Origin of the sequence: Kouleothrix sp. (assembly GCF_046328425.1) — a bacterium.
Classification (GTDB): Bacteria; Chloroflexota; Chloroflexia; order Chloroflexales; family Roseiflexaceae; genus Kouleothrix.
On record NZ_JAXLWP010000018.1, the window covers coordinates 21767 to 46731 of the forward strand.

Below are 24965 nucleotides of genomic sequence, written 5' to 3' on the forward strand. Positions count from 1 at the left end.
TCATGGCGGTGGTTGTATTCGGCAGCATCAACATGGACCTTGTGGTGCGCGCGCCACGGCTGCCCGCCCCTGGCGAGACGCTGCTCGGCCACGAGTTCTTCACCGCGCCGGGCGGCAAGGGTGCGAACCAGGCGGTGGCCTGCGCGCGCATGGGCGCCGGCACGCGCATGATCGGCCGCGTGGGCGACGATGTCTTCGGCGCGGCGCTGCGGGACGGCCTGGCCGCCAATGGCGTCGACATCGCCGGCGTCGCCACCCACGCCGGCATCTCGTCGGGCATCGCGGTGATCGAGGTCAACGACGCCGCCGAGAATACGATCGTGGTGGCGCCGGGCGCAAACGGCCAGGTTGGCGCCGACGACCTGGCGCGGTTGGATGCCGCGCTTGACGGCGCGCGCGCTGCTGCTACAGCTCGAGGTGCCGCTTGGCATGGTGGTGGCGGCCGCCCAGGCGGCGCGCGCGCGCGGCGTGGCGGTACTGCTCGACCCTGCGCCGGCGCAGCTGCTGCCGCCCGAGCTATACGCAGCCGCCGACATCATCACGCCGAACGAGACCGAGGCCGCCGCGCTGGTGGGGTTCGCGCTCGACGACCTAGCCGCCGCCGAGCGCGCGGCCCAGGCCCTGCTGGCGCGCGGCGTAGGCTGCGCCGTGATCAAGCTTGGCGCGCGCGGCGCCTTCTGGCACGATCGCCAGAGCAGCGGCTTCCTGCCGGCATTCAAAATCGCGGCGATCGACACGGTTGCCGCCGGCGATGCGTTTAATGGCGGGCTGGCGGCCGGCCTCGACTCCGGGATGCCGTTCGGCGAGGCGCTGGGCTGGGCCATGGCCGCAGGCGCGCTTTCGACCACCCGCCCAGGCGCGCAGCCCTCGTTGCCGCGCCGCGCCGACGTGCTGGCGCTACTAGCGACGCACCGCTAGCTCATCGGCAGCCGCGCAGCCCACCAGGCCACCAGCGGCCAGGGCGACCTCGCCCTGGCCTGCACCCGCCGAATACACCCGCGAATCCCCCAGATCGATGAGCACACCCGCCACCACACGCGCGAAATCTCCCTGTTCTGATGAAGACAGCCGGCCTCCGCCCTGCTATCGTAGGCGTGGATTCTGAAACCGGTACCACGGATGCACAAGCCTCGCCTCACAGCGCCACCCGCCTGTGCCTCTACGCTCGGCCGATACCTGCCCGCGCCGGTGCGATCCGCGACCCATTGATACGCTGTTCGCCTGATCACTTATAGATCGTGTTGCACTACGTGACGAAGCCACATAGTGCAACACAAAAAATGGGGGCGGCGAAGCCGCCCAAACCCCACCAAAGTGTAAGGCATCAAGCGAATTTGTTATGACCGCCGCCGGCAGCGCAGCCGCCCTGTAAAAAGTAGGATCGATCGCATGGCTTCGTTTGGTGCTGCGCACTCCACACCCGCGGTGCGCCTCGCCGCGTTTCCCCGCCAGGTGCCAACCTGGCTGATACTGGTGCTGGTTGGTGGGCTGGCGTTGCTGCCGCGCGTGCTTGGCCTCGCCGATTTCTACACCGTCGACGAGGCGTACCACTGGCCGCAGCGCACCCGCGCCTTCGCCGAGGCGATTGCGGCGCACAGCTGGGCAGCCACGAATCAGACCGGCCACCCCGGCGTCACCACCATGTGGCTCGGCTCGCTGGGCTACTGGCTGGCCAACCAGATCGGCATCTACCTGCCTGGCCGCACCGGCGGCGGCGCAAGCTACCTGGCGCTGCTGCGGCTGCCACTGGCCATCGCCAACAGCATGGCGATCGTGATCGGCTACGCCCTGCTGCGCCGGCTGCTGGCACCTGCCACCGCCCTGCTCGCCGCGCTGCTATGGGCCACCGCGCCATTTCTGGTTGCGCATAGCCGGGTGCTGCACCTCGACGCGCTGCTTACCTCGTTCATGACGCTGAGCGTGCTGTGCATGCTGGTGGCGACTGTGGGGAAGCCAGCGGGCGGCAAACCAGGCGCAGCGCCTATGCGATTGGCATACATCGCCTCGGCGATGTGTGGCGGGCTGGCGCTGCTTACCAAGGCGCCCGGCCTTATTCTGCTGCCGTCGATCGGGCTGATGCTGTTTGCGCTCAGCCCGCGCGCCGGGCTATGGCCGCGCCTGCGCTGGTCGTTCGGCTGGTATATGCCCTGGCTGGCGCTCGCCGTGGCAGTGGTATTCGCCGGCTGGCCGGCGATGTGGGTCGCACCGCGCCAGGCGATCGGCAGCGTCGTCGCCGAGATTGTCGACAACGGCGGGCAGCCGCATGTCTGGGGCAACTTCTTCATGGGCCAGCCGGTCGAGGCGCCGGGGTGGGGCTTCTACCCAGCGATCGTCGCCTGGCGCATGACTCCGCTGGCGCTGCTGGGGCTGGCGCTGGCGCCACTGGCGATCTGGCTGCGGCGCCGCGAGCGCCGCGCCCTGCTGGCGCTGCTGGGGTTCGCGCTGCTGTTTATGCTGGTGATGGGCCGCGAGCCTAAAGCGTTCGACCGCTACCTTCTGCCGATCTGGCCGGCGCTGCTGACGCTGGCCGCCGCCGGGCTGGCCGCGCCATTTCAGCTGCTGGCGCGCCGTGTGCCCGCTCTGCGCCCCGCGCCGCTCGTGGGCGCGCTGGGAGCGCTAGCGCTCACTGGCGCGCTGCTGGCCGAAGTGCTGGCGTATCACCCCTACACCCTGGCATATTTCAACCCGCTGCTGGGTGGCGGCGCGGCGGCGACAAAGAGCGTGCTGGTGGGCTGGGGCGAGGGCAGCGAGCAGGCCGGCGCATGGCTGCGTGGCCGGCCCGACCTGGCGCAGGGCTCGGTGGTGTCGCGCAACCCGCCGACGCTTGAGCCGTTCCTGCCGGTGCGCGTGCGCGACCTGACGATGAATAATGTGCACGACAACGCGAACTACGTCGTGCTGTACATCAGCTATGTGCAGCGCCAGAACGACCGCGATATCGAGGCGTACGTACGCCAGACCGCGCCGCTGCACACGGTTGTGATCAACAATATCCCGTACGCCGAGATCTTTCAGCTGCCGCGACCATTCGACCGGCCGATCGACGCCGCGTTTGCCGGCGGGCTGCGCCTGCGCGGCACCAGCCAGAAGATCGCGAATGGCGCGCTGGCGATCACGCCGTCGTGGGATGTGCAGCGCGATCAGCCGGGCAGCTCGTTCGTATTCATCCACCTGCTCGACGCGGCCGGGCAGCGCGTGGCCCAGCTCGACCTGCCGCTCGACAGCCGCTTTGCGCAGTGGCAGGCCGGGCAGCAGCTCGCCAGCCCGTTCAGCCTGCCGCTGCCAGCCAACCTGCCGGCCGGGAGCTACCGCGCGGTGCTCGGCGTGTACGACCCGGCCAGCGGCCAGCGCCGGGCGATCATCAGCGGGCCGGCGCTGCCCGAGAGCCTGGACGGGCCGGGCACCGTCGAGGTAGCCGCCTTCGAGTGGCCAGCGCGCTAGCCCATTGGCACGTGGCCAAGGCTGAGCAGCCGCAGATCCTGGGCCGAAGTGACCGCCTCGACACGGTTGCGCACGCCGAGCTTGCCGTAGATATTCTTGATGTGCGTGCGCACCGTGCTCACCGCAACCGTCAGCTCGGCGGCGATCTCGGTGTTGGAAAGGCCGGCCGCCAGGCAGCGCAGTACCGCCAGCTCGCGATCGGTCAGCGGCTCCACCAGCGTCTGCAGCGGCGGAGGCCCAATCCGCACCACCGAGCCGGCCGGCTCAAACGACCACAGCAGCTCGTCGAGGTAGCCCGCCAGCTCGGCGCCTGGCTCGGCAGCTTCTTCGCGCAGCCGCGTCAGCAGCAGCCGCATTGGCGCGCCAGCATCGGCGAAGGTGCGAACATAGCCCTCGGGCGCAGCCAGCGCCAGCGCGTCGCGCAGCCGAGCGTACGCAGCTGTGTCGCCGGCGGCGGCATACGCGAGCGACTGCAGCAGCATTGCGCGTAGCAGGCTGCGCACGTGGCCGCCGCTTTGCGCCGCCTGCATCCAGCCGCCCAGCAGCTCCAGCGCGCTCTCGGTCTGGCCGAGCGCGATCTGCACCTGCGCCTGAATGGCATACTCGTCGTCGTGAAAAATATTGAGCGGCCCGTACTCGCCTGGCCCGGCCCGCTGGACGCGCTGCTCGGCCTCGGCCAGGCGCCCCTGGCGCAGCGCCAGCCGCGCCCATACGGCCTCGATCGGCCCCAGCGCCTGCGGGCTGGCGTGGCGCTCGGCGAGCACGTGAGCCTGGTGCAGCAACTGAACCGCGGCGTCGAGATCGTCGGCGGCGATGCGAACGCGCGCGAGCGCCACAGTCGCATCGACATCCGTCAGCGAGGCGGCGCGCCGCTCGCCGATCTCGATCGCCTGCTGAAGATACTCGGCCGCGCCGCCGAGGTCGTTCCACTCGTACAGCAGCTCGCCCAGGCCAACGTAGGCGCTCGCCAGGCCGGCCTGCCAGATCGGGTCGGCCGTCTGCGCCACAGCCCGGCGGATGATCTCGCGGTAGCCCTTGGCGGCAGAGTGCAGCCGCCCCTGCATCATGTCGAGGCTGGCGACCAGCAGCAGCACCTGGACATCGTCGGCAATTTGCCCGAGGCCGCGCGCGTGCTGGAGCGCCCGCTCCGAGGCGGCGGCATCGCCGAGGCTGCCATAGGCATTCGCCAGGTTGAAGGCGATCAGCGTGCGCAGGATCCGATCGGCCAGCGGCAGCAGCGCCAGCGCGTCGCGCGAGTGCGCAATCGCGCGCGGCATATCGCCCCGCAGCAGCGCCAGCGCGGCGTGGGTGGCGGCCAGTCGGCCGCGCTCACGCTCGAGGTGCGCCGGCTGAAGTTCGGCCTGCTGGCGCACCGCCTCAAGCGCGCGCTCGGCCCGATCGAGCCACAGCGCGGCAGCGCCAAGCTGCTGCGTGCTGATCAGCGCCCACGCCCGCAGCGTACACAGGTGCGGCCACGACACGATCAGCGCTTCGGGCAGAGCGGCGAGCCAGCGCCGGATGGTCGAGATATCGCCGCGCAGGAACATGGTATGCGCGGCGTACTCGATCAGCGTGGCGGCCCACTCGTAGTCGCGCGCCGCCAGCGCGTGATCCACGGCGGCGATCTCCATGCCGTTGTTGGCATACCACAGGCTTGCACGCGTGTGCAGCAGCTCGAGCGGCGCGGCCGGCTGCTTTTCAAGCTGGCTGCGCAGAAACGCGGCGAATAGCTGGTGGTAGCGAAACCAGCGCCGCTCGCCGTCGAGCACCTCTACCAACATCTGGCGCTCCAGCAGCTCAAGGATCTGCTGGCTGTCGCCGCTCGCAAGCAGCGTGTCGCAGAGCGGCGCGCTCAGCTGATCGACAACCGACGTGTGCAGCAGAAAGGTCTGGATAGTTTCAGGCTGGCGCTGCAGGATCTCCTCGCCCAGATAGTCGACGACGTAGTGGTGGCTGCCGGTGAACTGCGCCAGCGCCGGCTCGGCCTGCGGCAGGCCGCGCACCGACAGCGCCGCGAGTCGCAGGCCCGCCACCCAGCCCTCGGTGCGAGCTTCAAGCGTGGCCACGCGCTCGGGCGAGAGGTTGAGGCCCAGCGAGCGCAGAAACGCCTCGACCTCGGCGTGAGTAAAGCGCAGGTCGGCCGCGCGCAGCTCGGCCAGCTCATCGCGCACACGCAGGCGCGCGATCGGCAGCGGCGGGTCAGCCCGGCTCGAAATCACCACGTGAAGCCGCGGCGGCAGGTGCTGCAGCAGGTCGGCCAGCGCCGCGTGGATCGCCGGCGCGCTGATCTGGTGGTAGTCGTCGAGGATCAGCACTACGTCGTGCGCCAGGCCCATGCCGGCGTTGATCAGGCTTGCGAGCATGGCGTCGAAGCGCGGCTGCAGCTCGAGCAGCAGCTCGCGCGCGCGCGCCACCAGCGCCGGCTGCACGCGCTGCAGCGCCGTCAGAATATAGAACCAGAAGCGTAGCGGCTCGTCGTCGCCCGCGTCGAGCGAGAGCCAGGCAATATCGGGCGCGCGTGGCGCCGGGCTGGGCACGGGCGCTTCCATGGCCCCGCCTTGCGCCCCAAGCGCCGCCAGCCAGCCGGCCAGCAGGCTGGTTTTGCCAAAGCCGGCCGGCGCCGATACCAGCGTCAGCTTGCGCCGTAGCCCCTGGTCGAGCTGCACGAACAGGCGCGGCCGCGCCACCAGCGCCGCGTGTGCCGGCGGGATGACACACTTCGTGGCGATCACGACGAGCTCGGGAACGCCTGCTTCGAGCCCCCGCTCCTGATCCATACCAGCCTCTTTCCTCTGCGCTGCTCGTGCTCGTAAGACGGCCGGGTGCGCGCCCGTGTTGCAGCCCCAGCCGCACTGCATTGACGTGCATGACGCGCCGTGTTATAATTAACGCGGCGCGTTATACTCCGCTACGTGGCCGCGCAACGCTGCCCATTCCACAGTGATGTTCCTACATAGAAAACACATAAGGAGCCAAAATTATGACATTGCTTGATACAACCGCCGGGCTTGTGCACAAGGGCGTGCTGGCGTATGTTGGCGTGTTTTTGCTTGGCACCGACGCTGTAAGCCAGTCGTTCGGCGTGCTGGCGAAGCGCGGCGCGCAGGCCCAACAGACGGCCTTTGGCGAGCTGAGCAAGCTGGCCGATCGCACGCCGCTGCTCGAAATACGCGATTATGTCGAGCAAGGGCGCAACCAGCTGATCGACGCGCTGGGGCTGCCCAGCCAGGAGGCGCTGTACGAGCTGAAGGGCCAGATCGAGCGCCTTTCGGCCGCGCTCGACGATCTGCGTGTGAAAACGCGCCGCCACAAGGCCGAGCAACCCGCCGAGCCGCTGCCCGGCTACGACAAGATGAATGTCGATACTGTGCTAAGCCGGCTGCCCAGCCTCGACGAAACCAGCCTGTACGCGGTGCAGGCCTATGAGCTCGCGCATCAGAACCGCGTCACAGTGCTGCGCGGCGTCGAGCGCGCCCTTACCACACGCCCCGCGCCGGCCGCGGCATAGACGCCACTATCACGCAGGCCCGCGCCACGCCGACGCGGCTCGGCCCCGGGCCTGCGTGGCCCTCGCCACCAACATCCCGCACGGGCGGCTGCGCTAGCCGCCCAGCACCACCGGGTTGCGCAGCTCGCCGATCCCCGCAATCGCGATCACCACCACGTCGCCCGCCTGCAGCGACACCTCGTCGGGCGGCACGATGCCGGTTCCAGTGAGCAGCACCACGCCTTCGGGAAACAGGTTGTCGCGGCCGAGATACTCGATCAGCTCGGCGTACGGGCGCACAATCCGGCGCGTGCTAGTGGCGCCGCTGAAGATCGCCGCGCCGTGGCGCTCGATCCGCAGCGTAATGTCAAGCGCCGCCGGGTTGGGCAGGCTATCGCGCAGCGCGATCAGCGGCCCGAGCGCACAGCAGCGCGCATAGACCTTGGCCTGCGGCAGGTACAGCGGGTTCTCACCCTCGATATCGCGCGAGCTCATGTCGTTGCCGATCGTGAAGCCCACCAGCTCGAGCGCCGGGTTCACGACAAGCGCCAGCTCGGGCTCGGGCACGTTCCAGCCCGAATCGCGGCGGATGGCTACCGGCTCGTGCGGGCCAACCGTGCGGCTGGGCGTCGCTTTGAAGAATAGCTCGGGCCGTGGCGCGGCATACACCCGATCGTAGATGCCGCTGCCGGCCGACTCGGCCTCGCGTGCGACTTTGCTGCGCTCGTAGGTGACGCCCGCAGCCCATACCTCCTGCGCGTCGGTTGGCCGCAGCAGCGCCGCGCGCCCGGGCGCCGGCGCAACGTCGAGATCGGCAAGCTGGCCTACCGGCGCGGCGCCGGCCACTGCCGCCAGCAGGTCGGCTGCCAGGCCGGCGCGCCCAGCCGACCAGGCCAGCAGCTCGGCCAGGCTCGGCCAGCGCGCCCCCAGATCAAACACCGCCCCGTCGCGCACAAGCCCGAGCCGCGCGCCGCCCATGCCGTCGGTAAACCTGCAAAGAAACATCGCGCCCCCATTCGAATTGCAGAGTGCCACAACACGCCAAACCGAACTACCATTATAATCGACAGTCGCCCAACTGCCAGCGCCGGTGCTGCCGCAGGTTGACGCCGCCAGCGCCGCAACCTATAATGCCCAGGCTCCATGTCTCCACAACGGCGTGAACGACGAGCCGACCAGACCGAGCGACACAACGGCGCCTCGCGCGGTGTGTTTTGCAGCAGCCCCACAAAGGAAAATCAATGGCCGCCCCACCCCTGACGAATGGTGAACGTCTCTCGACCACGATCCGTCTCCTCGGCGACATCCTCGGGCAAGTCATTCGCGAGCAGGCCGGCGAGGCCGCCTTCAGCCTCGAGGAGCGCGTGCGCAAGCTCGCCAAAGCGCTGCGCGCCGAAGGCCAGCCCGAGCAGGCCGCCAACATGCAGCAGATCGTCGCCGGCCTGTCGATCGAGCAGGCCCACGACCTGCTCAAAGCCTTCAGCACTTACTTCGCGCTTGTCAACCTTTCCGAGCAGCTGCAGCGCCTGTGGGTGCTGCGCGAGCGCGCCCAGCAGCGCCCCGACACCCCGCGCTCTGAGTCGATCGCCGCGGCCGTGGCCGAGCTGCGGCGCAATGGCGTGCCGGCCGACGAGCTACAGCAGTGGCTCAACTCGGCGCTGATCCTGCCGGTGTTTACGGCCCACCCCACCGAGGCGCGCCGCCGCACCACGATCGAGAAGCTCCGCCGGCTGGCGGTGCTGGTCGAACGCCGGCTGGCCGGCGACAGCGCGCACGCCGAGATCAACCAGCGCATCGCCGAGGAGGTAGCCGGCCTGTGGCAGAGCGACGAGGTGCGGATCATCCGCCCCACCGTGGTCGACGAGGTGAAAAACGGCCTATACTATTTCGAGGCGACACTGTTCAACCTGATCCCGCGGCTCTACCGCGAGCTCGAGCACGCCCTGGTAAGCCACTACCCCGAGCATCGCTGGCACGTGCCCGAGCTGCTGCGCTTCGGCTCGTGGATGGGCGGCGACCGCGACGGCAACCCGTTCGTCACCCCCGACGTCACGATCGAGACAGTGAAGCGCATGCGCGGCTGGGCATTGAAGCGCCAGATCGCCACGATCGAAGAGCTTAGCCGGCGCCTCAGCCAGTCGATCCGCCAGGTGCCCGTCAGCGATGAGCTGCGCGCCTCGCTCGAAGCCGACGCCCGGCTGTTTCCCGAAACGGCTATGCTGCTGGCGCGCCGCAACCCCTACGAGCTGTATCGCCAGAAGTGTACCTACATCCGCGAGAAGCTGCTGCGCTCCGAGCGGCTGGCCGCCGAGCACACCCCCGACTGGGGCCACGCCGCGCCGCTGCCACCGCCCGGCACGTTCTACCACCACCGCCGCGAGCTGCTCGACGACCTGAAGGTGATGGAGCGCAGCCTGCGCGCCAATGGCGGCGGCGGCGCGGCCGACGGCGCGCTGCACGACGTCGTGCGCCAGGCCGAGGTATTTGGCCTGCACACCGCCACGCTGGACATCCGCCAGCACAGCGAGCGCCACAACGCCGCGCTGGCCGAGGTGCTGCGCGTCGCCGGCGTCTGCGACGACTACCTGGCCTTGGCCGAGCCCGAGCGCGTCGCGCTGCTGGCACGCGAGGTCGCCAACCCGCGCCCGCTCATCCCGGCGCGCCTGCCCTACAGCGACCCAACCGCCGAGATCGTCAGCACTTTCCGCACCATCGCAGCCATCACCGAGCAGATCAGCCCCGAGTCGATTCATACCTACATCATCAGCATGACCACCGGCGCCAGCGATCTGCTGGCGGTGCTGCTGTTCGCCAAAGAGGCCAGGCTGTTCGAGCCCGAGCGCAGCGCCAGCTGGCTGAATATCGTGCCGCTGTTCGAGACCGGCGCCGACCTGGCGGGCTGCGACCGCGTGATGGCGGCGTGCCTGAACATCCCGATCTACCGCGAGCATCTGCGCCTGCGCGGCAATGTGCAAGAGATCATGATCGGCTACTCCGACAGCAACAAAGATGTCGGCTTCGTAGCCGCCAACTGGGCGCTGTACCAGGCTCAGCGCGCGCTGCGCGATATGGCCAGGCGCGAAGGAATCGGCCTGCGCCTGTTCCACGGGCGCGGCGGCGCGATCGGCCGCGGCGGCGGCCCGGCCAACCAGGCGATTCTAGCGCAGCCGCCCGGCAGCATCGGCAACCAGATCAAGATCACCGAGCAGGGCGAAGTGATCGCCGACCGCTACGGCCTGCCCGACCTGGCGCACCGCCACCTCGAGCAGCTGATCAACGCGGTGCTGCGCGCCCAGTTCGCCCCGCAGCACGACGCCCCGGCCGAGTGGGAGCAGGCGCTCGAGCAGCTCGCCACGATCGCCCGCCAGCACTACCGCGCGCTGGTGTACGGCCGGCCCGACTTCGTGCCCTACTTCCGCACCGCTACGCCGATCGCCGAGATCAGCCGGCTGAATATCGGCAGCCGCCCGGCCAGCCGCCGCAACAGCGATCGGATCGAAGACCTGCGCGCCATCCCCTGGGTGTTTAGCTGGATGCAGAGCCGCCACACCCTGCCCGGCTGGTTTGGCCTGGGCTATGCCCTTGAACAATTTATCTCGTCGAGCGACGCGGAGCCGTCGGCACAGGCAGGCCAGGCGCGCAGCGCACACAGCAGCGGCAGCTCGTCGCCCGCCGAGCGGCTGGCGCTGCTGCAAGACATGTACGCCAACTGGATGTTCTTCCGCACCATGATCGACAGCGCGCAGATGATCCTCGGCAAGGCCGACCTGCCGATCGCCGAGCGCTACGCCGAGCTGACGCCCGACCAGGCGGCCGCGCGGGCAATCTTCGACGAGGTGCGCGCCGAGCACACGCGCGCCAGCCAGATGATCTGCCAGGTGGCGCGGATCGACCAGCTGCTCGAGCGCAGCCCGATCTTGCAAACCTCGATCGCGCGGCGCAACCCGTACATCGACCCGATGAGCTACATTCAGGTCGAGCTGCTGAAGCGGCTGCGCGCCGACCCGTCCGGCCCCGACCATTCAGCGCTGGAAGACGCGATACTGCTCAGCATCAGCGGCATCGCGGCCGGGCTGAAAAACACCGGCTAGCGCCCGATCGGCACCAGGCCGCGCTGCAGCGCCACCGCCACGGCCTCAGCGCGGCTCTGCACGCCCAGCTTGCCGAAAATATGGCTGATGTGCGACTTGACGGTGTTCTCCGACAGGTTCAGCTGCGAGGCAATGGCCTTGTTGCTCGACCCGACGACGATCAGCCGCAGCACCTCCAGCTCGCGCGCCGAAAGCTCCTCGCCGCGCTCGGCCTCGGCCATGCGCTCGAGCAGCTTGGCCGCCACCGCCGGCTCGAGCGCGGCGCCACCCTGCGCCAGCGCCCGCACCGCGCGCGCAAGCTCGTCGGGCAGCGCGTCTTTCAGCAGGTAGCCCTGCGCGCCGGCCGCCAGCGCCGGCGCGATATACTCGTCGGTGTCGTAGGTCGTCAGCACCAGAAAGCGCACCTGCGGCGCCTGCGCGCGCACCTGGCGCATCACCTCGATGCCGCTCAGCTCGGGCAAGCGCAGATCGAGCAGCACCACGTCGGGCCGCTGCTCGAGGATCAGGCGCACCGCGGCCAGCCCGTCGGCTGCGTCGCCCACCACCTCGATGTCTTTCTCATAGCGCATGATCGCGATCAGCCCGTGCCGCACCACTGGGTGATCGTCGACGACAAGCACACGTATCATACCAAGCTCACTCGTGGGAATCTTCAGCCGAATACCGTTGCCACCACCTGCGCGCCGCCGTTATTCTGAAGCTCGAGCGTGCCGCCGAGCGCGCCGAGCCGCTCGCGCATGCCCAGCAGCCCGAAGCCACCCCACGGCCCTGGCGCAGCCGCGCCATGCGAAAGCTCGGCGCCGTCGAATCCCACGCCATCGTCGCTGATGCACAGCCGCACCAGCTCGGGGGTGTACTCAAGTACGATCGCGGCGTTGTGCGCGCCCGAGTGCTTGGCCGCGTTCGCCAGCGCCTCCTGGCCCACGCGCAGCAGCGCCGACTCGACGCCCGGCGGAAGCGGCCGGGCGTCGCCGCGCTGCTCGAAGCGCGTCGCGATCTCGGCGTGCGGGCTGCGCTCGGCCAGGCCGCGCAGCGCGTCGCCGAGCGCCCGCCCCTGGTCGGCGGCGGCCTGCGCGCGCTCGAGCGCCGGCGAGCGCAAGTTCCACACCGATCGGCGCGCCTCGGCCAGCGCCTCGCGGGCCATACGCTGCGCCAGCTCGATATGCTCGTCGGCCTCGCTGGCGATATCGGCGGCCTGAAAGGCCCGCTGCGCCGCGCCGAGCTGCACGACAATGCCCGCCAGGCCCTGCGCCAGCGTGTCGTGGATCTCGCGCGCCAGCCGCGCGCGCTCTTCCAGCGTCGCCGACTCGCGCTCCTGCTGAATCAGCTGGGTGGTCTGCTCGGCCACCCGCGCCTCGAGCTGGTCGCTCAGCTGCTGCAGCGCCTGCGCTTGCGCGCGGCTCTTGTGCAGCGACCGCTGCAGATTGCCGGCGAGCAGCGAGGTGAGCGCGGCGACCGTGGCGAAAAGCGCGACCCAGAAGCCAAACGCCTCGTACGACTGATTTGCGGCGATAAACGCCGGCGCCTGGTGCGGCACCGCATAGCCATTGCTTTCGAGCCAGGCCAGCGTGCCCACCAGCACCGCCGCCAGCGCGGCCAGGCTCACGCTCGCCACTGCGTCGATCAGCAGGCCGGCCGCGCAGATCGGGATGATCAGCAAGGCCGGCGTGTACGACGAAATACCGCTGCGCAGCGAGCCAAGCATCGTCACCAGCGTCCACACGCCAATCAGCAGCAGCGCCGAGATCGTTGGGCGCTTCAGCCGCGCCAGAATGATCAGCGCGCTGCAAAACACCACCATCGTCACCACCGGCACCAGCGGGCTGGGCGGCGGGCCAGGCGGCGAGCCTGCAATCGGCGAAAACTGGCTGGTGAGCCGCAGCAGCCAGAATGTCAGCCCGCTCACGATCAGCGGGATCGAGAAGATCGGCAGCGTGCGCAGAAATAGCTGGCTGCGGCGCGTCGTTTCGTCGGGCGGCGACTCGTGAAGTTGCTGGCTTGCGTCGTTCATGGCCGCATTGTAGCACATCGCGTCGGCTGGCCCATCGGCCATGTTGGCGTGCTGCCGATCACCCAAATGGGTGATCGGCGATCACCGGAAGCGCCGATCGGCGATCACCACCCTTCCTGATGACTAGCCCGGCGCGGCTGGCTATACTGGCCACAGGTTCGATACACAACGAAGGGATACGCCAATGGCAACAACTACGCTTCCAAACCGCCAGGGCCTCAGCCGCGGCAAGTGGCTCGGCGGCGGCATTGCGCTGATCGTGCTCGGGATCATCGCCGCGCTCGTCATTAACAGTATGCGCAGCAGCAGCACGACTAGCACCGTCGCCACTAGCAAAGTGACGCGCGGCACCATCGTCGCCACCGTCGACGGCAGCGGCACGATTGCCGCCGCGCAGTCGCTCGACCTCGGCTTCGCCACCACCGGCACCGTCAAAACCGTGCTGGTGAACGAGGGCGATACGGTGAAGGCCGGCCAGGCGCTGGCGCAGCTCGACGACGCCGACCTCCAGCTGCAGGTCGCCAGCGCCCAGGCCGCGCTCGACAGCGCCACGCTCAAGCTCGGCCAGGCCCAGAGCGGCAACGCCCTGCCTGCCGACCTCGCCGCCCAGCAGGCTGCCGTCGCCAGCGCCCAGGCCCAGCTCCGCGCCGCCCAGGCCCAGCTCGACGCGCTCCGCCACCCCACCGCCGACGCCCTCAGCGCCGCCGAGACTGCCGTGCGCCAGGCTCAGCTCGACCTCCAATCGCAGACCAATACCAGCTCGGCCAACAAAACCAAGGCCCAGCAGGATCTCCAGCGCGCCGTCGAGGCGCTCACCCAGGCGCAGTCGAAGTACGCCACTGCGCTGCAGAACTGGCAGTATGTGCAGGACACCGGCAACGACCCGGTGACGCCGACCAAGACCAGCGCGCAGGGCAAGGCGGTGGCGAACACGCTCAACGACGCGCAGCGCCAGCAGTACTACGACGCGTACGTGCAGGCGACGGCGAGCATGCACAGCGCGGAGACGGCGGTGCAGCAGGCACAGGTGAGCTACGAGAGCGCGCGGCAGGCCGAGCCGCTGGCGATCGCGCAGGCGCAGGCCAAGCTGGCGGACGCGCAGGCGCAGCTGGTGGCGCTGCAGCAGCCAAGCGCGACGAATGTGGCGCAGAAGCAGGCGAGCGTCGACCAGGCGCGGGCGAGCCTGACGCAGGCGCAGGCGAACCTGGCTAAGCTGACCGCGCCGAGCACGGCGTCGGACGTGAGCATCCAGCAGAACGCGATCACCCAGGCCGAGCAGACGCTCAAGCAGGCCCAGCTCAAGCTCGCCGACGCAACCCTCACCGCCCCGTTCGACGGCGTGATTACTACAGTGAACATTGTGCCGGGCAGCAGCGCCAGCGGCACGGCCGTGGCGCTCAGCCTGATCGACCGCAGCACCCTGCACATCGACATGAAGCTCAGCGAGAATGATGTCGCCAAGGTATCGCTCGGCCAGCGCGTGGCGCTGACGATCGACGCGCTGAAGGACTGGAAAGCGCAAGGGACGGTGAGCTACATCTCGCCGGTGGGCGCAAGCAGCAACGGGGTGGTGACATACGCGGTGCGCGTGAGCTTCCCCGACAGCGACGCGCGCGTCAAGGTCGGCATGACCGCGAACCTGTCGATTACCACCGCCAGCAAAGACGGCGCGCTGCTGGTGCCAACCAGTGCGCTGCTGCCCAAAGGCGCCGGCCACGCCGTGCTGGTTCCTAATGCCGACGGCACCAAGCGCGAGGTCGAGGTGCAGACCGGCCTGAGCGACAGCACGCAGACCGAGATCACCGGCGGGCTGAGCGAGGGCGACAGCGTGGTGACAACCGCCGCCACCAGCACAACCACGCAAACGCGGCGCGGCCCGTTCGGTTAGGCGCTCGCGGCAGGTAACGCAACACCAATGTTCGGGTTCCCAACCACGCAATGGGAACCCGAACACAAGCAGAAAGTACGGCTATGGAACCAACCATGATCGCAATCAACGATATGCAGAAGATCTACCGGATGGGCGATGTCGAAGTGCCGGCGCTACGCGGCGTCTCGTTCACAATCAACCGCGGCGAGTTCGTGGCGGTAATGGGGCCAAGCGGCAGCGGCAAAAGCACGCTGATGAACATGATCGGCTGCCTCGACACACCCACCTCGGGCAGCTATATCCTCGACGGCGCCGAGGTGGCTACGCTCAACGGCACCGACCTAGCGCTGGTGCGCGCGCGCAAGCTCGGCTTTGTGTTCCAGCAGTATATGCTGCTGCCGCGCCAGAACGCGCTGCGCCAGGTCGAGATGCCACTGATCTACCGCGGCGTGCCCACAGCCGAGCGCCACCGCCGCGCCGAAACCGCGCTACGGATCGTCGGCATGGGCCAGCGCCTGGCCCACAAGCCCAACGAGCTTTCTGGCGGGCAGCAGCAGCGCGTGGCCATCGCCCGCGCCATGGTCGGCAGCCCGGCCGTGCTGCTGGCCGACGAGCCCACCGGCGCGCTGGACACGCGAACCAGCGAGGAGATCATGCTGATCCTGACGCGCCTCAACCGCGAGCAGAATCTCACGATCGTGCTGGTGACGCACGAGCCCGAAATTGCCGCCTACGCCCAGCGCATCCTCACAATGCGCGATGGCCTGCTCGTCGAGGATCGGAGGAATTAACCATGGCAGCAACTGCAAATCTTCCGCTGGGGGCACAGGCCAACAGCACGCAGCCCTCGCTCGAGCCGCTCGACGATCGCGGCCCCGCCAGCATGGGCGCCGGCGAGGTCGGCCGGCTGGCGCTCGACAGCCTGTTGGCAAATAAAATCCGCTCGCTGCTCACCATGCTCGGCGTGATCATCGGCGTGGCCTCGGTGGTGGCGCTGCTGGCGATCGGCAACGGCGCCAGCTCGGCGATCACCAACCAGGTCAAGTCGATCGGCACCAACGTGCTGACGGTGATGCCCGGCTCGCCGAACAATCGCGGGCCAGGCCAGGGCGGGCCGCGCGAAAGCCTGACCCTCGCCGACGCACAGGCGATCGCCACGCTGAACCTGCCGATCGTCGGGCCGTCGCCGCAGTTTGGCGGCAGCGCCCAGGTGGTGGCGCCGGCTGCCGATAAAAACGCCTCGGTCACGGGCGTGACGGTGGCGTACCAGGAGATCAACAACCTGACGCTGGCCAGCGGCGCGTTCTTCTCCACCGACCAGATCCAGGGCGCCAACCCGGTAGTGGTGCTCGGCAACACGCTGGCGACCGACCTGTTCGGCAGCGGCGAGGCCGTCGGCCAGACGGTGCGCATCAGCGGGCACACCTTCCGCGTGATCGGCGTGCTCAACACCAAGGGCAACAGCGGCTTCGGCTCGGTCGACGACCAGGCGCTGGTGCCAATCACGGTGGCGCAGCAGCAGCTGTTCGGCGCGCGCACGCCCGACGGCAACGGCTGGCAGGTGTCGCAGATTCAGATCTCGGTAAAGAACAGCCAGGACATCACCGCCGTGCAGGCGCGCATTGAGGCACTGCTGCGCGAGCGCCACAACCTCAGCGCCGACGGCAGCAAGGACGACTTCGGGGTGATGAACCAGGCCGCGCTGCTCAGCTCGCTCTCGACCGTTACGACGCTGCTGACAGCCTTTCTGGCGTCGGTGGCCGGCATCTCGCTGCTGGTGGGCGGCATCGGCATCATGAACATCATGCTGGTAAGCGTCACCGAGCGCACGCGCGAGATCGGCCTGCGCAAAGCCGTCGGCGCCCGCCCGCGCGACATCCTGCTGCAGTTCGTCGTCGAGGCGCTGGTGATCAGCCTGGCGGGCGGCCTGATCGGCCTGGCGATCGGCAGCGGCATCGCCCTGATCGTCACGCTCACCGGGCTGGTCACGGCCAGCATCACCGCCAGCTCGGTGCTGCTGGCGGTCGGCTTCTCGCTGGCGGTCGGCCTGTTCTTCGGCATCTACCCGGCCCAGCGCGCCGCCAGGCTCAACCCGATCGAGGCACTGCGCCACGAGTAATACCAACTCGGTTTGATTGCTTTCTTGTTACGATGCCCTGCCCGGCCAAGCCGGGCACGCGTAAAACTGCACACAAACAGTCAAAAGTGTATTGGGCAAATACACTCTGCACTGTGGGGGTGCGGGGCGCTTCGCCGCCCCCGCAGAAATCTTGGTTATGGTACGGCGGCTTCGCCGCATACCCATGTGCAGCATGTGCTTGCCCAGCACACAAAACAGTCAAAGTAGCATCTACTCCAGCGGCAGGGCGCGTAGGGCGCGGGCCGGCGCGCGATTGCCCGCGCCAGGTCGGCCAGCGCGCCGCGGCCAATCGCCCCGAAGAACACCGACGACGGCAGCCATCCGGTTGGCGGCAGGCCGCGCGCCAGCAGCAGCATCAGCCGGCGCTGGTACTCGCGGTCGGTCGAGAGCCAGCGCACCCAGGTGCGGTAGGCTCTCTCGCTGTAGCCGGTGTACAGCTCGCGCCGCACCCGCTCAAGCGTTTCGACATACATGGCGTAGGTCTCGGCGCGCACTGCCGCGTCGTACTGCTCAAGCGCGCGCTCCCAGGTCATGCGCCCGCGCCGCCAGTCGCCAATCGCCGTGGCCAGCAGCTTGGCGGTGGCCACGGCGTCGTAGATGCCCTGGCCGTCGATCGGGTCTTTCTGGTGCAGCGCGTCGCCCACCAGCGCCCAGCCCGGCCCGCCGGCGCCGCGATACTTGTTGCCGATGTTGCGCATGCCGCGCACGTCGGTCGCGAGCGTGGCCCCCGCCAGCCGCCGCCATACGCGCGGGTGGCGCCGCAGCAAGCCGAGGTACAGCTCGTCGGCCGTCGCGTCGCCCAGCTCAAGCGCCGCCGCGCGGCCCTCCACCACCACGGCAGTGCTGCCGTCGGCGCTGTCCATCGTCAGAATGCCGTAGCCACGGCCAGCCGAGAACGAGTGGATGATCGGCTCGGCGCCATCGTAGGGCGCCACGCCCTTCCAGTAGGCGTAGTAGATCGTCGTCGGCAGATCGGTGCGTTCGTCGCAGTCGTGCGCGCCGGCTTTGCGCGCTACCAGGCTAAAGCGCCCATCGGCGCCGACCACGCATCCCGCGGTGGCGCGCTGCTCGAGGCCATCGGCGCGCCATATCACGCCGGTTACGCGCTCGCCGTCGCGCAGCAGGTCGGTGACGCTCGCGCCGTCGTGGGCCACCACGCCCGGCTGGCCGGCGGCCGTGCGCCATAGCGCCGCGTCAAAGCGCGCCCGGTCGATCGCATAGATGTAATCGCGTCCGAACAGGCTCGGCACCGCCGCAGTGAAACGAAAATCCTCGCGCACCTCGGCCACAAAGCGCCGCAGGCGCGGCGTGCCGCGCGCGTACTCGGCCTCGTCGGCGCCGATCTCGTCGAGCAGGCGCATGGTTGCCGGGTAGATCACCGGCGACGAGGCGGCGGGCGGGCTTGGCAGCACGGCGCGCTCGAGCAGCAGCACGCGCAAGCCCTGCTGGCCCAGGCGCGCCGCGAGCGTCGCGCCGGCCGGCCGGCCGCCGACGACAATGCAGTCGTAGTGGTTGGTGTTATGCGAATCGTTCATTTACGTCCTGCCACGAGCAACACTCCTGGCGCATTGATACGCGTTGTACGGCGCGCTGCGGGGCGGCTTGGGCGGCGGCCGGCGGGGTGCATACGATAGCCTGTAGCATGTACAAAAATTGCGAAACTGTCACGTTCTTGATTATAGCACGCTCGCAAGGCGTCTTGTAGCGGCAGGAGCGCTGTGTTATACTTTACACATCCGATCGATCGCAACCGCGCAGTGAGGCAGTAGATTGAGCGCCGAACAACCGGCGGTGCTGCGCGAAGCGCACCAAATTGTCGCCGAGCAGCTCGCACGGCTGCGCGCCCTCGCCGAAGCCACCCGCCAGAACGGTGCGGCCTTGGGCGTGGCGCTGCGCCAGGCCGAGCGCCAGCTCGACGAAGTATTGATGCAGCAGCGCTCGGCCACGCAGTCGCGCGCACCGGTGGCGCGGGGGCTCGGGCAGCGGGTGCTCGAGCGGCGCGCGCACTACGAAGCGCTCGAGCGCGAGGTTCGCACCAGCCAGCACGCGCTGAAGCAGCTCGATCAGCTGATCCGCCAGATCGAGATGAGCAGCGGCTCGCTCACCAATGCCGAAGACGCAAATAGCGCCGATCCGTGGCTGCTGGCGCTGCGGTCGCAGATCGTTCAGGGGCGTGAAGACGAGCGCATCCGCCTGGCGCGCGAGGTGCACGATGGGCCGGCGCAGGTGCTGGCAAACTCGCTGATGCTGATCGAGCACGGCCACACGCTGGCCCAGCAATCTGGCGCCGAGAAGCTGGTAACTCTGCTCGCGCGCCTGCGCGACGCCACCCGCGAGGGCCTGCAAGAGGTGCGGCGCTTTATCGCCGATCTGCGGCCCGGCGCGCTCGACGAGCATGGTCTTGCGGCGGCGTTGCACGAGTATATTCGCACCTACAACAACGCATACGTCGCCAAAGTCGCACTCGAGGCCGACGCTCTGCCGCGCCTGCCGCGCGAGACCGAAATTGTGCTGTACCGGATCGTGCAGGAGGCGCTGCAGAACGCCCACAAATACGCGCGCGGCGCGCCGGTGGCGGTGCGACTGGCGGTTCAGGCCAATCGGCTGCTGCTGTCAATCCGCGACGAAGGCCCAGGCTTCGACCCACACGAGGTCGCGCGGCGCGCCGGGCGTAGCAACTGGGGGCTTACCAGCATGCGCGAGCGCGCCGAGCTGGTAGGGGCGCGTTTCAGCGTCGCATCAAGCCCCGGCCACGGCACCGAAGTCACCGTCAGCGTACCGCTCGAGTTGTAAGTGTTGAGCATTAGGTTATGAGGCTGAGCAGCTATCTGGCTCGCTCATGGATCATAACGCACACTGCCGAAGGAAAGCTCATGGCCGCAAGACTGCGTGTTTTAATAATCGACGATCACCCGCTGTTCCGCCAGGGCATCCGCTGGAGTCTCGAAGAGCTGGGCGACATGGAGGTCGTGGGCGAGGCCGAGAACGGCCAGGAAGCGATCAAGCTGGCCGAGCGCCTGCTGCCCGATGTCGTGCTCGTCGACATCAACCTGCCCGGCCTGAACGGCCTCGAGGTGGCGCGGGTGATCAAACGGCGCGACCCGCGCATCGCCATGATCGTGCTGAGTGTCTACGAAGACGACGAGCAGCTCTTCCAGGCGATCAAGGTCGGCGCGGCAGCGTACTCGTCGAAAGACGTACACCCGAACGCGCTGATCAATATGATCCGCGATGTATCGCGCGGGCGCTACCTGATCAACGAAAGCGTGCTGGCTAAGCCGCACGTGGCTACGCGCGTGCTCCACCAATTCCGCGAGCTGGCCTCAAGCGAAGATGAGCAGACCTCGGCGCTGTTTGCGCCGCTCACCTCGCGCGAGATCGAAATTCTCGACTGCATCGCGCGCGGCCTTTCAAACAAAGAGATCGCCAACGAGCTGTCGATCAGCGGGCAAACCGTCAAGAACCACATCACTTCGATTCTGTCGAAGCTGCAGGTCAACGACCGCACCATGGCGGTGATCTACGCGATCAAGAAGGGCTGGATCAAGATGGGATACGAGGGCGCCTCGCCAGTAGCCAATTAGCGGTACCTGTTTGTTTTGAGTGCGATTTCCCGCGCTACGCGCAGAAAATCGCACTCAAAGATGCTTGAGTATATACCGCCGCCACCGCACCACCACATTACCTCGGCTCCCCACAGCGTAGCCAATCACTTCCGCAGATACCACCGCTCGATATTCCACAGGTACATTGGCGTATTCAGATCCACCGCGCCGTCGAGCGACACCACGCGCGCGCCCAACGCCACCGGGATGCGGTCGGCCCACAGGAACAGGTACGGCCGCGCCGCGACAATCCGCGCCTGCGCCTGCTCGATCGCCTTGAGGCGCTCGGCCGGGTCGTAGAGCTGGCGCGCTGCGGCGGCCTGGTTGTCGTAGGCCGGGTCGGCGAAGCCGCCAATATTCAGCACGGCGCGCGTATCCGCCACGCCCTGGTTGATCTGGCTGCTGTGGAACAGCGCGAAGTCGTCGGGGTCGTAGAAGGCGTAATCGGCGAAGTCGGGGTCGCCCGCGCCATTGCTCCAGCTGCCTAGCAGCAGGTCGAAATCGTACGGCGGCGCGTATTTCGACTTGATCACACTGGCGAAGTCGGCGCGCTGCACGTCGATGTTCATGCCGATCTGGCGCGCGGCCGCGGCGATCAGCTCGGCCGCCCTGAGGCGCCGCTCGTCGTCGCCACGCACGAACAGCTGCACCGTCAGCGTCACGCCGCCCTGCTGGCGGATCGCCGCGCCGTCGGGCAGCTTCCAGCCGGCCTCGTCGAGCAGCGTGCCCGCGCGCGCAAGGTCGAGCGTGCTGGTAGGCGCCGGCACGCCATCGGCCCAGCTGCCTGGCGCGATGCTGGTGGCGATCGGCTGGCCCTGGCCGGCGGTGGCGACACTCACCAGCGCGGGCATGTCGAGCGCGCCTGCCAGCGCCTCGCGCAGCCGTGGATCGGCGAACAGGCGATTCTGGCGCATGTTGAAGGCCAGGAAGTAGTAGCCGTTCTCGGGGTATGCGCCGGCCTGCAGCCCCGGCAGCGTCTGGCTGATCGCGCGGCCCTGCGCCCACGGCAGCTCGGCCAGCGATAGCCGGCCATCCTTCAGCGCCGACACCGCCACATCCGCGTCGGCCACCACAAATGCCACCCGATCGAGCAGCGGCGCGCCGCGGTAGAAGCGCGGGTTCGCCTCGAGTGTCACCGACGCGCCGGCCTTGTGCTCGGCAAATCGGAATGGGCCGCTGCCCACTGGGGCATCCCAAAAGTTCAGCGTGGCGATGTCTTTGCCAAGCAGCAGGTGCTTCGGCAAAATCGGCACGGCCAGCTCGGCGAAGATCGGCGCATAGCGCTCGGTGAGCGACAGCACCACGGTGCTGGTGGTCGGCGTGGCGATCTGGTCGATCCGCCGCAGGTCGGCCAGCAGCGCGGTGGTGGGCGAAAGCTCGCGCAGCGCGCCGAGCGTGTAGGCCACGTCCTCGGCGCTGAGCGGCCGGCCGTCGTGCCATGTCACGTCGGTGCGCAGCGTAAAGGTGATCAGCCGGCCATCGGGCGCGGCATCCCAGCCGTTGGCAAGGTCGGGCTGCGGCTGCAGCTTGGCGTCGAGCCGCGTGAGGCCGCTGTAGAGCAGCCCGCTGATCTGCTCTTCGGCGCGGCTGCGGGGCTGCCAAGGGCGCAACTCGGGCACGTCGGCGGCCATGCGGATCGTCAGGTTGCCGCCGCGCGGCAGCGGCGTGCTGGTGGGCGGCGGGGGCGTCGGGGTCGGCTCGGCGGTGGGATCGAGCGCGCACGCGGCAAGGATCGCCAGCGTCAGAACGGCCAGCGCTACACTGGCCAGCAGCAGTCGTCGGGTTGGGAGGTAGCTCATTCCGCGATTATACCATACCATACCGGCGCGCCGCGCGATGAACAGACTGTTATTTGCCGCATCACGATGCGCTTTGCTATAATGCGCCCACCTGATCGAAAGGAGCGTAGCGATGTCGTCATACCGTGGCCTTGGCGTGCAGCTGCGGCCGGCCAAGCCGGCGCGGCCGGCTGGCGTAGCCTTTTTCGCGGGTTTGGGCGTGCTGGGCAGCCTGGCCGGGCTGCTGCTTGCAATAGCCCAGATCTGGTTGCTGATGCGCGTGAGCGTGGAGCCCAGCCGGCTTTTCGGGCTGTGCGCGCTCGGCCTGGTGGCGGCGCTGCTGGCGCTATGGATCAACTGGGGCTTCTGGGAGCTGCTGAAGTGGGCCTGGTGGGCGAACCTGCTGCTGACGCTGTGCGGCGCCGCGCTATGCGGCCTGGCGCTGAGCCAGGCGTCCGCACTTGGCAACGCGCTGGGGCGGGCGCTGCCACAGCTCGCCGCACGCGCCAACCCCGGCGCGATCGCAGTGTTCGGCATTATCGCGCTACTGGCCTATCACCTGGTGGTGGCTGCCTACATTGTGAGCGCGCACGCTGCCTTCGGCGTCGGCACGCCCGACGAGCGCCCGCTCTGGGAGAAAGCGCAGCGGCGCTAGCCACGGCACCCCGGCATAGCGCTTGCTACCCCGCCGCTAGCGGGCCAGCAAAAGGAGGCGCTATGGCACAGCCGCAGACACAGTTCGACGCGCTCGCGCGCGCCGCGCACGATCTTGGCATCACGTTTATTGGCGGGGCGCCGCAGCCGCCCGATGGCGGGCGGCTCTACTTGGGCAGGCGCAGCCTGGCCGAGCTGCTGCTGCCGGCATTCGAGGGCCGTCCGATCGCGCTTGCGCTCGCCTCGGGCGGGCCGCCATCGAGCAGTTTTCGCGGGCAATGCGCTGCTCGACGCCGCAGGCCTGGCGCGCTTGAACCAAGCCGCCCAGGCCGCCGCCGGCCACGTCTACCAGGGCCGGCTGGCGCGGCTCGGCCCGGCCGAGTGGCTGCGGCTGCGCCCCGATCGCGCCGACCCGGCCAATCGTCCAACTGGCCAATCGACCGAGTATGCCTGGGGCGACAACCTCAGCAACGCCGCGACGGCTGGGATGGGCGTCGGCGAGCTCGTCGGCGCGGCGCGCGCTGCCGGCTGGCCGCCACTATTCGCCGATGAGCAGGTGCTGTTCGTGGGCGACGACCCGCTATACTACCTGCTGATGCGCGAAAATGCCGGCCGCAACGTAATCATGCTGATCGGCGCGCTCGCTGGCGAAGGCTAGCCACTGGCCGGCGGCAGCTCGGCCAGGCGCGTCTCGAGGAACTCGCGCAGCGCACGCGCGGCCGGCGCCAGCGCACGATCCTCGCGCGACACCAGCGCCATGGTGCGGCGCAGCTTCTGATCGCTCACGCGCAGCGCCGCCAGCCGGGTGTTGCCGTGCAGCGCCAGCCGCGGCATCAGCGCGATGCCCAGCCCCAGCTCGGCCATGCGCAGCACCATATCCATCTCGCCGCCGTCGAGCACGATCCGCGGCGTGAAACCAGCCTGCGCGCAGGCCAGCAGTGTCTGCTCGCGCATGCCATAGCCGCGCGGGTACAGCAGAAACGCCTCGCCCGACAGCCCGGCCAGCGCCACGTGCTTGCGCGCCGCCAGCGGGTGCGACGGCGCCACCACAATCACCAGCTCCTCGCTGAACAGCGTGGTGACGTGCAGGCCGCGCCGTGCTACCGGCAGTGTCACCACCGCCAGATCGACCTCGCCAGTCTCAAGCAGCGACAGCATCGTCTGCGTACCGCCCTCGCGGAGCACCAGCTGGAGCCGTGGGTACTGCTGGTTGAACTGCGCCAGGATCGGCGGCAGCAGCTGCACGCCAACCGACGGCGGCGCGCCGATCGCGGCGCGCCCGCTGTGCAAGCCCACGCGCTCGCGCATCTCGGCGCGCGCCGCCTCGAGCTGCGCCAGCACGATCCGCACGTGATCGAGCAGCGCGTAGCCCGCGTCGGTCAGCCGCACATTGCGCCCAACCCGCTCAAACAGCGCCACGCCTAGCTCGTTCTCAAGATCGCGGATCTGCCGGCTCACTGCCGGCTGCGCCACCGACAGCTCGGCCGCCGCCTGCGAAACGTGCTGGTGGCGCGCCACCGCCTCAAAATAGACCAGGTGCCGTAGCTCCATAGCCTGCAATCCATACATTTCTGATCTGGATTCATCTTAAACGAGATAGTGAGCTTCGGCAAACGGCGCCTATACAAACTCCGTTTGATCACTTTCGTTTTGCCCTGCCCGGCTTCGGCGGGCAGGGCAAAACGAACTTTCGGGGAGCAACTCCGCCGCCCCCGAACCCCCACCATACAGCAAGTAAAGAACCTACGCAGTTGGCGTGCTTAGCCTTCGGCAGAGCGATATTTTTCTTTTGGACGTATGCGGTTTTTCCGCGCACAGCGAGGAAAAACCGCATACACGACGATCAAAAAGTACCATGCTGCCGCAGGCACCATGCACGGCCTCGGGA

General features: G+C 68.6%; 17 protein-coding genes and 1 pseudogene. 11 read left to right on the plus strand and 7 right to left on the minus strand.

Annotated features, from left to right (window positions below):
* The first annotated feature begins 2 nt into the window (after positions 1–2).
* Both rbsK and U0177_RS17255 read left to right on the plus strand, forming a co-directional pair.
* A pseudogene (gene rbsK / locus U0177_RS17250) lies at positions 3–918 on the plus strand (ribokinase).
* Between the two features lie 471 nt (positions 919–1389).
* Complete coding sequence (locus U0177_RS17255) at positions 1390–3441, plus strand: phospholipid carrier-dependent glycosyltransferase (RefSeq protein ID WP_409571898.1); 2052 nt, start codon at positions 1390–1392, stop codon at positions 3439–3441.
* Here the strand turns inward: U0177_RS17255 and U0177_RS17260 are convergent.
* The gene (locus tag U0177_RS17260) at positions 3438–6218 is read right to left on the minus strand and encodes a LuxR C-terminal-related transcriptional regulator (RefSeq protein ID WP_409571899.1); all 2781 of its coding nucleotides are present in this window, start codon (positions 6216–6218) and stop codon (positions 3438–3440) included. The two genes, U0177_RS17255 and U0177_RS17260, sit on opposite strands and share 4 nt — an antisense overlap.
* Before the next feature lie 203 nt (positions 6219–6421).
* Here U0177_RS17260 and U0177_RS17265 point away from each other — a divergent pair, with 203 nt between their 5' ends.
* Entirely contained in the window at positions 6422–6949 is a 528-nt protein-coding gene (locus tag U0177_RS17265) for a hypothetical protein (RefSeq protein ID WP_409571900.1), read from the plus strand.
* Between the two features lie 93 nt (positions 6950–7042).
* Here U0177_RS17265 and U0177_RS17270 read toward each other — a convergent pair whose 3' ends face one another.
* Complete coding sequence (locus tag U0177_RS17270; protein WP_409571901.1) at positions 7043–7933, minus strand: fumarylacetoacetate hydrolase family protein; 891 nt, start codon at positions 7931–7933, stop codon at positions 7043–7045.
* A gap of 236 nt (positions 7934–8169) precedes the next feature.
* Here U0177_RS17270 and ppc point away from each other — a divergent pair, with 236 nt between their 5' ends.
* Complete coding sequence (gene ppc, locus U0177_RS17275; protein ID WP_409571902.1) at positions 8170–11019, plus strand: phosphoenolpyruvate carboxylase; 2850 nt, start codon at positions 8170–8172, stop codon at positions 11017–11019.
* Here the strand turns inward: ppc and U0177_RS17280 are convergent.
* Positions 11016–11648, minus strand: a complete 633-nt coding sequence (locus tag U0177_RS17280; RefSeq protein WP_409571903.1) for a response regulator — start codon at positions 11646–11648, stop codon at positions 11016–11018. The genes ppc and U0177_RS17280 overlap by 4 nt on opposite strands.
* A gap of 23 nt (positions 11649–11671) precedes the next feature.
* Entirely contained in the window at positions 11672–13072 is a 1401-nt protein-coding gene (locus U0177_RS17285; RefSeq protein ID WP_409571904.1) for a sensor histidine kinase, read from the minus strand.
* A 142-nt stretch (positions 13073–13214) separates the two neighbouring features.
* On the opposite strand from U0177_RS17285, the gene U0177_RS17290 reads away from it, so the two are divergent.
* From U0177_RS17290 to U0177_RS17300, 3 genes are all read left to right on the plus strand, one after another.
* Positions 13215–14918, plus strand: a complete 1704-nt coding sequence (locus U0177_RS17290) for an efflux RND transporter periplasmic adaptor subunit (RefSeq protein WP_409571905.1) — start codon at positions 13215–13217, stop codon at positions 14916–14918.
* Positions 14919–15013: 95 nt separating this feature from the next.
* A complete protein-coding gene (locus tag U0177_RS17295; protein ID WP_409571906.1) occupies positions 15014–15691 on the plus strand; it encodes an ABC transporter ATP-binding protein in 678 nt (225 codons plus the stop codon).
* Between the two features lie 2 nt (positions 15692–15693).
* Positions 15694–17019 carry an ABC transporter permease gene (locus tag U0177_RS17300; RefSeq protein ID WP_409571907.1) on the plus strand — a complete coding sequence of 442 codons (1326 nt, stop codon included), beginning with the start codon at positions 15694–15696 and terminating at the stop codon, positions 17017–17019.
* A gap of 155 nt (positions 17020–17174) precedes the next feature.
* Here the strand turns inward: U0177_RS17300 and U0177_RS17305 are convergent, their stop codons facing one another.
* Positions 17175–18575: an NAD(P)/FAD-dependent oxidoreductase gene (locus U0177_RS17305; protein WP_409571908.1), complete on the minus strand. Its 1401-nt coding sequence runs from the start codon at positions 18573–18575 to the stop codon at positions 17175–17177.
* Between the two features lie 235 nt (positions 18576–18810).
* Here U0177_RS17305 and U0177_RS17310 point away from each other — a divergent pair, with 235 nt between their 5' ends.
* Both U0177_RS17310 and U0177_RS17315 read left to right on the plus strand, forming a co-directional pair.
* Complete coding sequence (locus U0177_RS17310; RefSeq protein ID WP_409571909.1) at positions 18811–19833, plus strand: sensor histidine kinase; 1023 nt, start codon at positions 18811–18813, stop codon at positions 19831–19833.
* Positions 19834–19913: 80 nt separating this feature from the next.
* Positions 19914–20624 (plus strand): response regulator, encoded by a 711-nt coding sequence (locus U0177_RS17315; RefSeq protein ID WP_409571910.1) that lies wholly within the window; start codon positions 19914–19916, stop codon positions 20622–20624.
* 125 nt (positions 20625–20749) lie between these two features.
* On the opposite strand, the gene U0177_RS17320 is transcribed toward U0177_RS17315, so the two are convergent.
* Positions 20750–22444, minus strand: coding sequence for a peptide ABC transporter substrate-binding protein (locus tag U0177_RS17320; RefSeq protein WP_409571911.1), 1695 nt, complete (start codon positions 22442–22444; stop codon positions 20750–20752).
* 112 nt (positions 22445–22556) lie between these two features.
* Between U0177_RS17320 and U0177_RS17325 the strand changes: the two genes are divergently transcribed.
* Together U0177_RS17325 and U0177_RS17330 are read left to right on the plus strand one after the other, a co-directional pair.
* A complete protein-coding gene (locus U0177_RS17325; RefSeq protein ID WP_409571912.1) occupies positions 22557–23078 on the plus strand; it encodes a hypothetical protein in 522 nt (173 codons plus the stop codon).
* Positions 23079–23387: 309 nt separating this feature from the next.
* Entirely contained in the window at positions 23388–23735 is a 348-nt protein-coding gene (locus U0177_RS17330) for a hypothetical protein (protein ID WP_409571913.1), read from the plus strand.
* Here the strand turns inward: U0177_RS17330 and U0177_RS17335 are convergent.
* Positions 23732–24628 carry a LysR family transcriptional regulator gene (locus U0177_RS17335; protein ID WP_409571914.1) on the minus strand — a complete coding sequence of 299 codons (897 nt, stop codon included), beginning with the start codon at positions 24626–24628 and terminating at the stop codon, positions 23732–23734. The genes U0177_RS17330 and U0177_RS17335 overlap by 4 nt on opposite strands.
* Positions 24629–24965: the final 337 nt, after the last annotated feature.

Excerpts from the sequence above, each read along its gene's own strand:
- U0177_RS17315 (WP_409571910.1), top strand. The coding sequence starts at position 19,914 with ATGGCCGCAAGACTGCGTGTTTTAATAATCGACGATCACCCGCTGTTC.
- U0177_RS17335 (WP_409571914.1), bottom strand. The coding sequence starts at position 24,628 with ATGGAGCTACGGCACCTGGTCTATTTTGAGGCGGTGGCGCGCCACCAG.
- U0177_RS17325 (WP_409571912.1), top strand. The coding sequence starts at position 22,557 with ATGTCGTCATACCGTGGCCTTGGCGTGCAGCTGCGGCCGGCCAAGCCG.
- U0177_RS17305 (WP_409571908.1), bottom strand. The coding sequence starts at position 18,575 with ATGAACGATTCGCATAACACCAACCACTACGACTGCATTGTCGTCGGC.
- U0177_RS17295 (WP_409571906.1), top strand. The coding sequence starts at position 15,014 with ATGATCGCAATCAACGATATGCAGAAGATCTACCGGATGGGCGATGTC.
- U0177_RS17255 (WP_409571898.1), top strand. The coding sequence starts at position 1,390 with ATGGCTTCGTTTGGTGCTGCGCACTCCACACCCGCGGTGCGCCTCGCC.
- U0177_RS17260 (WP_409571899.1), bottom strand. The coding sequence starts at position 6,218 with ATGGATCAGGAGCGGGGGCTCGAAGCAGGCGTTCCCGAGCTCGTCGTG.
- U0177_RS17285 (WP_409571904.1), bottom strand. The coding sequence starts at position 13,072 with ATGGCCGATGGGCCAGCCGACGCGATGTGCTACAATGCGGCCATGAAC.
- U0177_RS17270 (WP_409571901.1), bottom strand. The coding sequence starts at position 7,933 with ATGTTTCTTTGCAGGTTTACCGACGGCATGGGCGGCGCGCGGCTCGGG.
- U0177_RS17290 (WP_409571905.1), top strand. The coding sequence starts at position 13,215 with ATGGCAACAACTACGCTTCCAAACCGCCAGGGCCTCAGCCGCGGCAAG.
- U0177_RS17320 (WP_409571911.1), bottom strand. The coding sequence starts at position 22,444 with ATGAGCTACCTCCCAACCCGACGACTGCTGCTGGCCAGTGTAGCGCTG.
- U0177_RS17300 (WP_409571907.1), top strand. The coding sequence starts at position 15,694 with ATGGCAGCAACTGCAAATCTTCCGCTGGGGGCACAGGCCAACAGCACG.
- U0177_RS17265 (WP_409571900.1), top strand. The coding sequence starts at position 6,422 with ATGACATTGCTTGATACAACCGCCGGGCTTGTGCACAAGGGCGTGCTG.
- U0177_RS17280 (WP_409571903.1), bottom strand. The coding sequence starts at position 11,648 with ATGATACGTGTGCTTGTCGTCGACGATCACCCAGTGGTGCGGCACGGG.
- ppc (WP_409571902.1), top strand. The coding sequence starts at position 8,170 with ATGGCCGCCCCACCCCTGACGAATGGTGAACGTCTCTCGACCACGATC.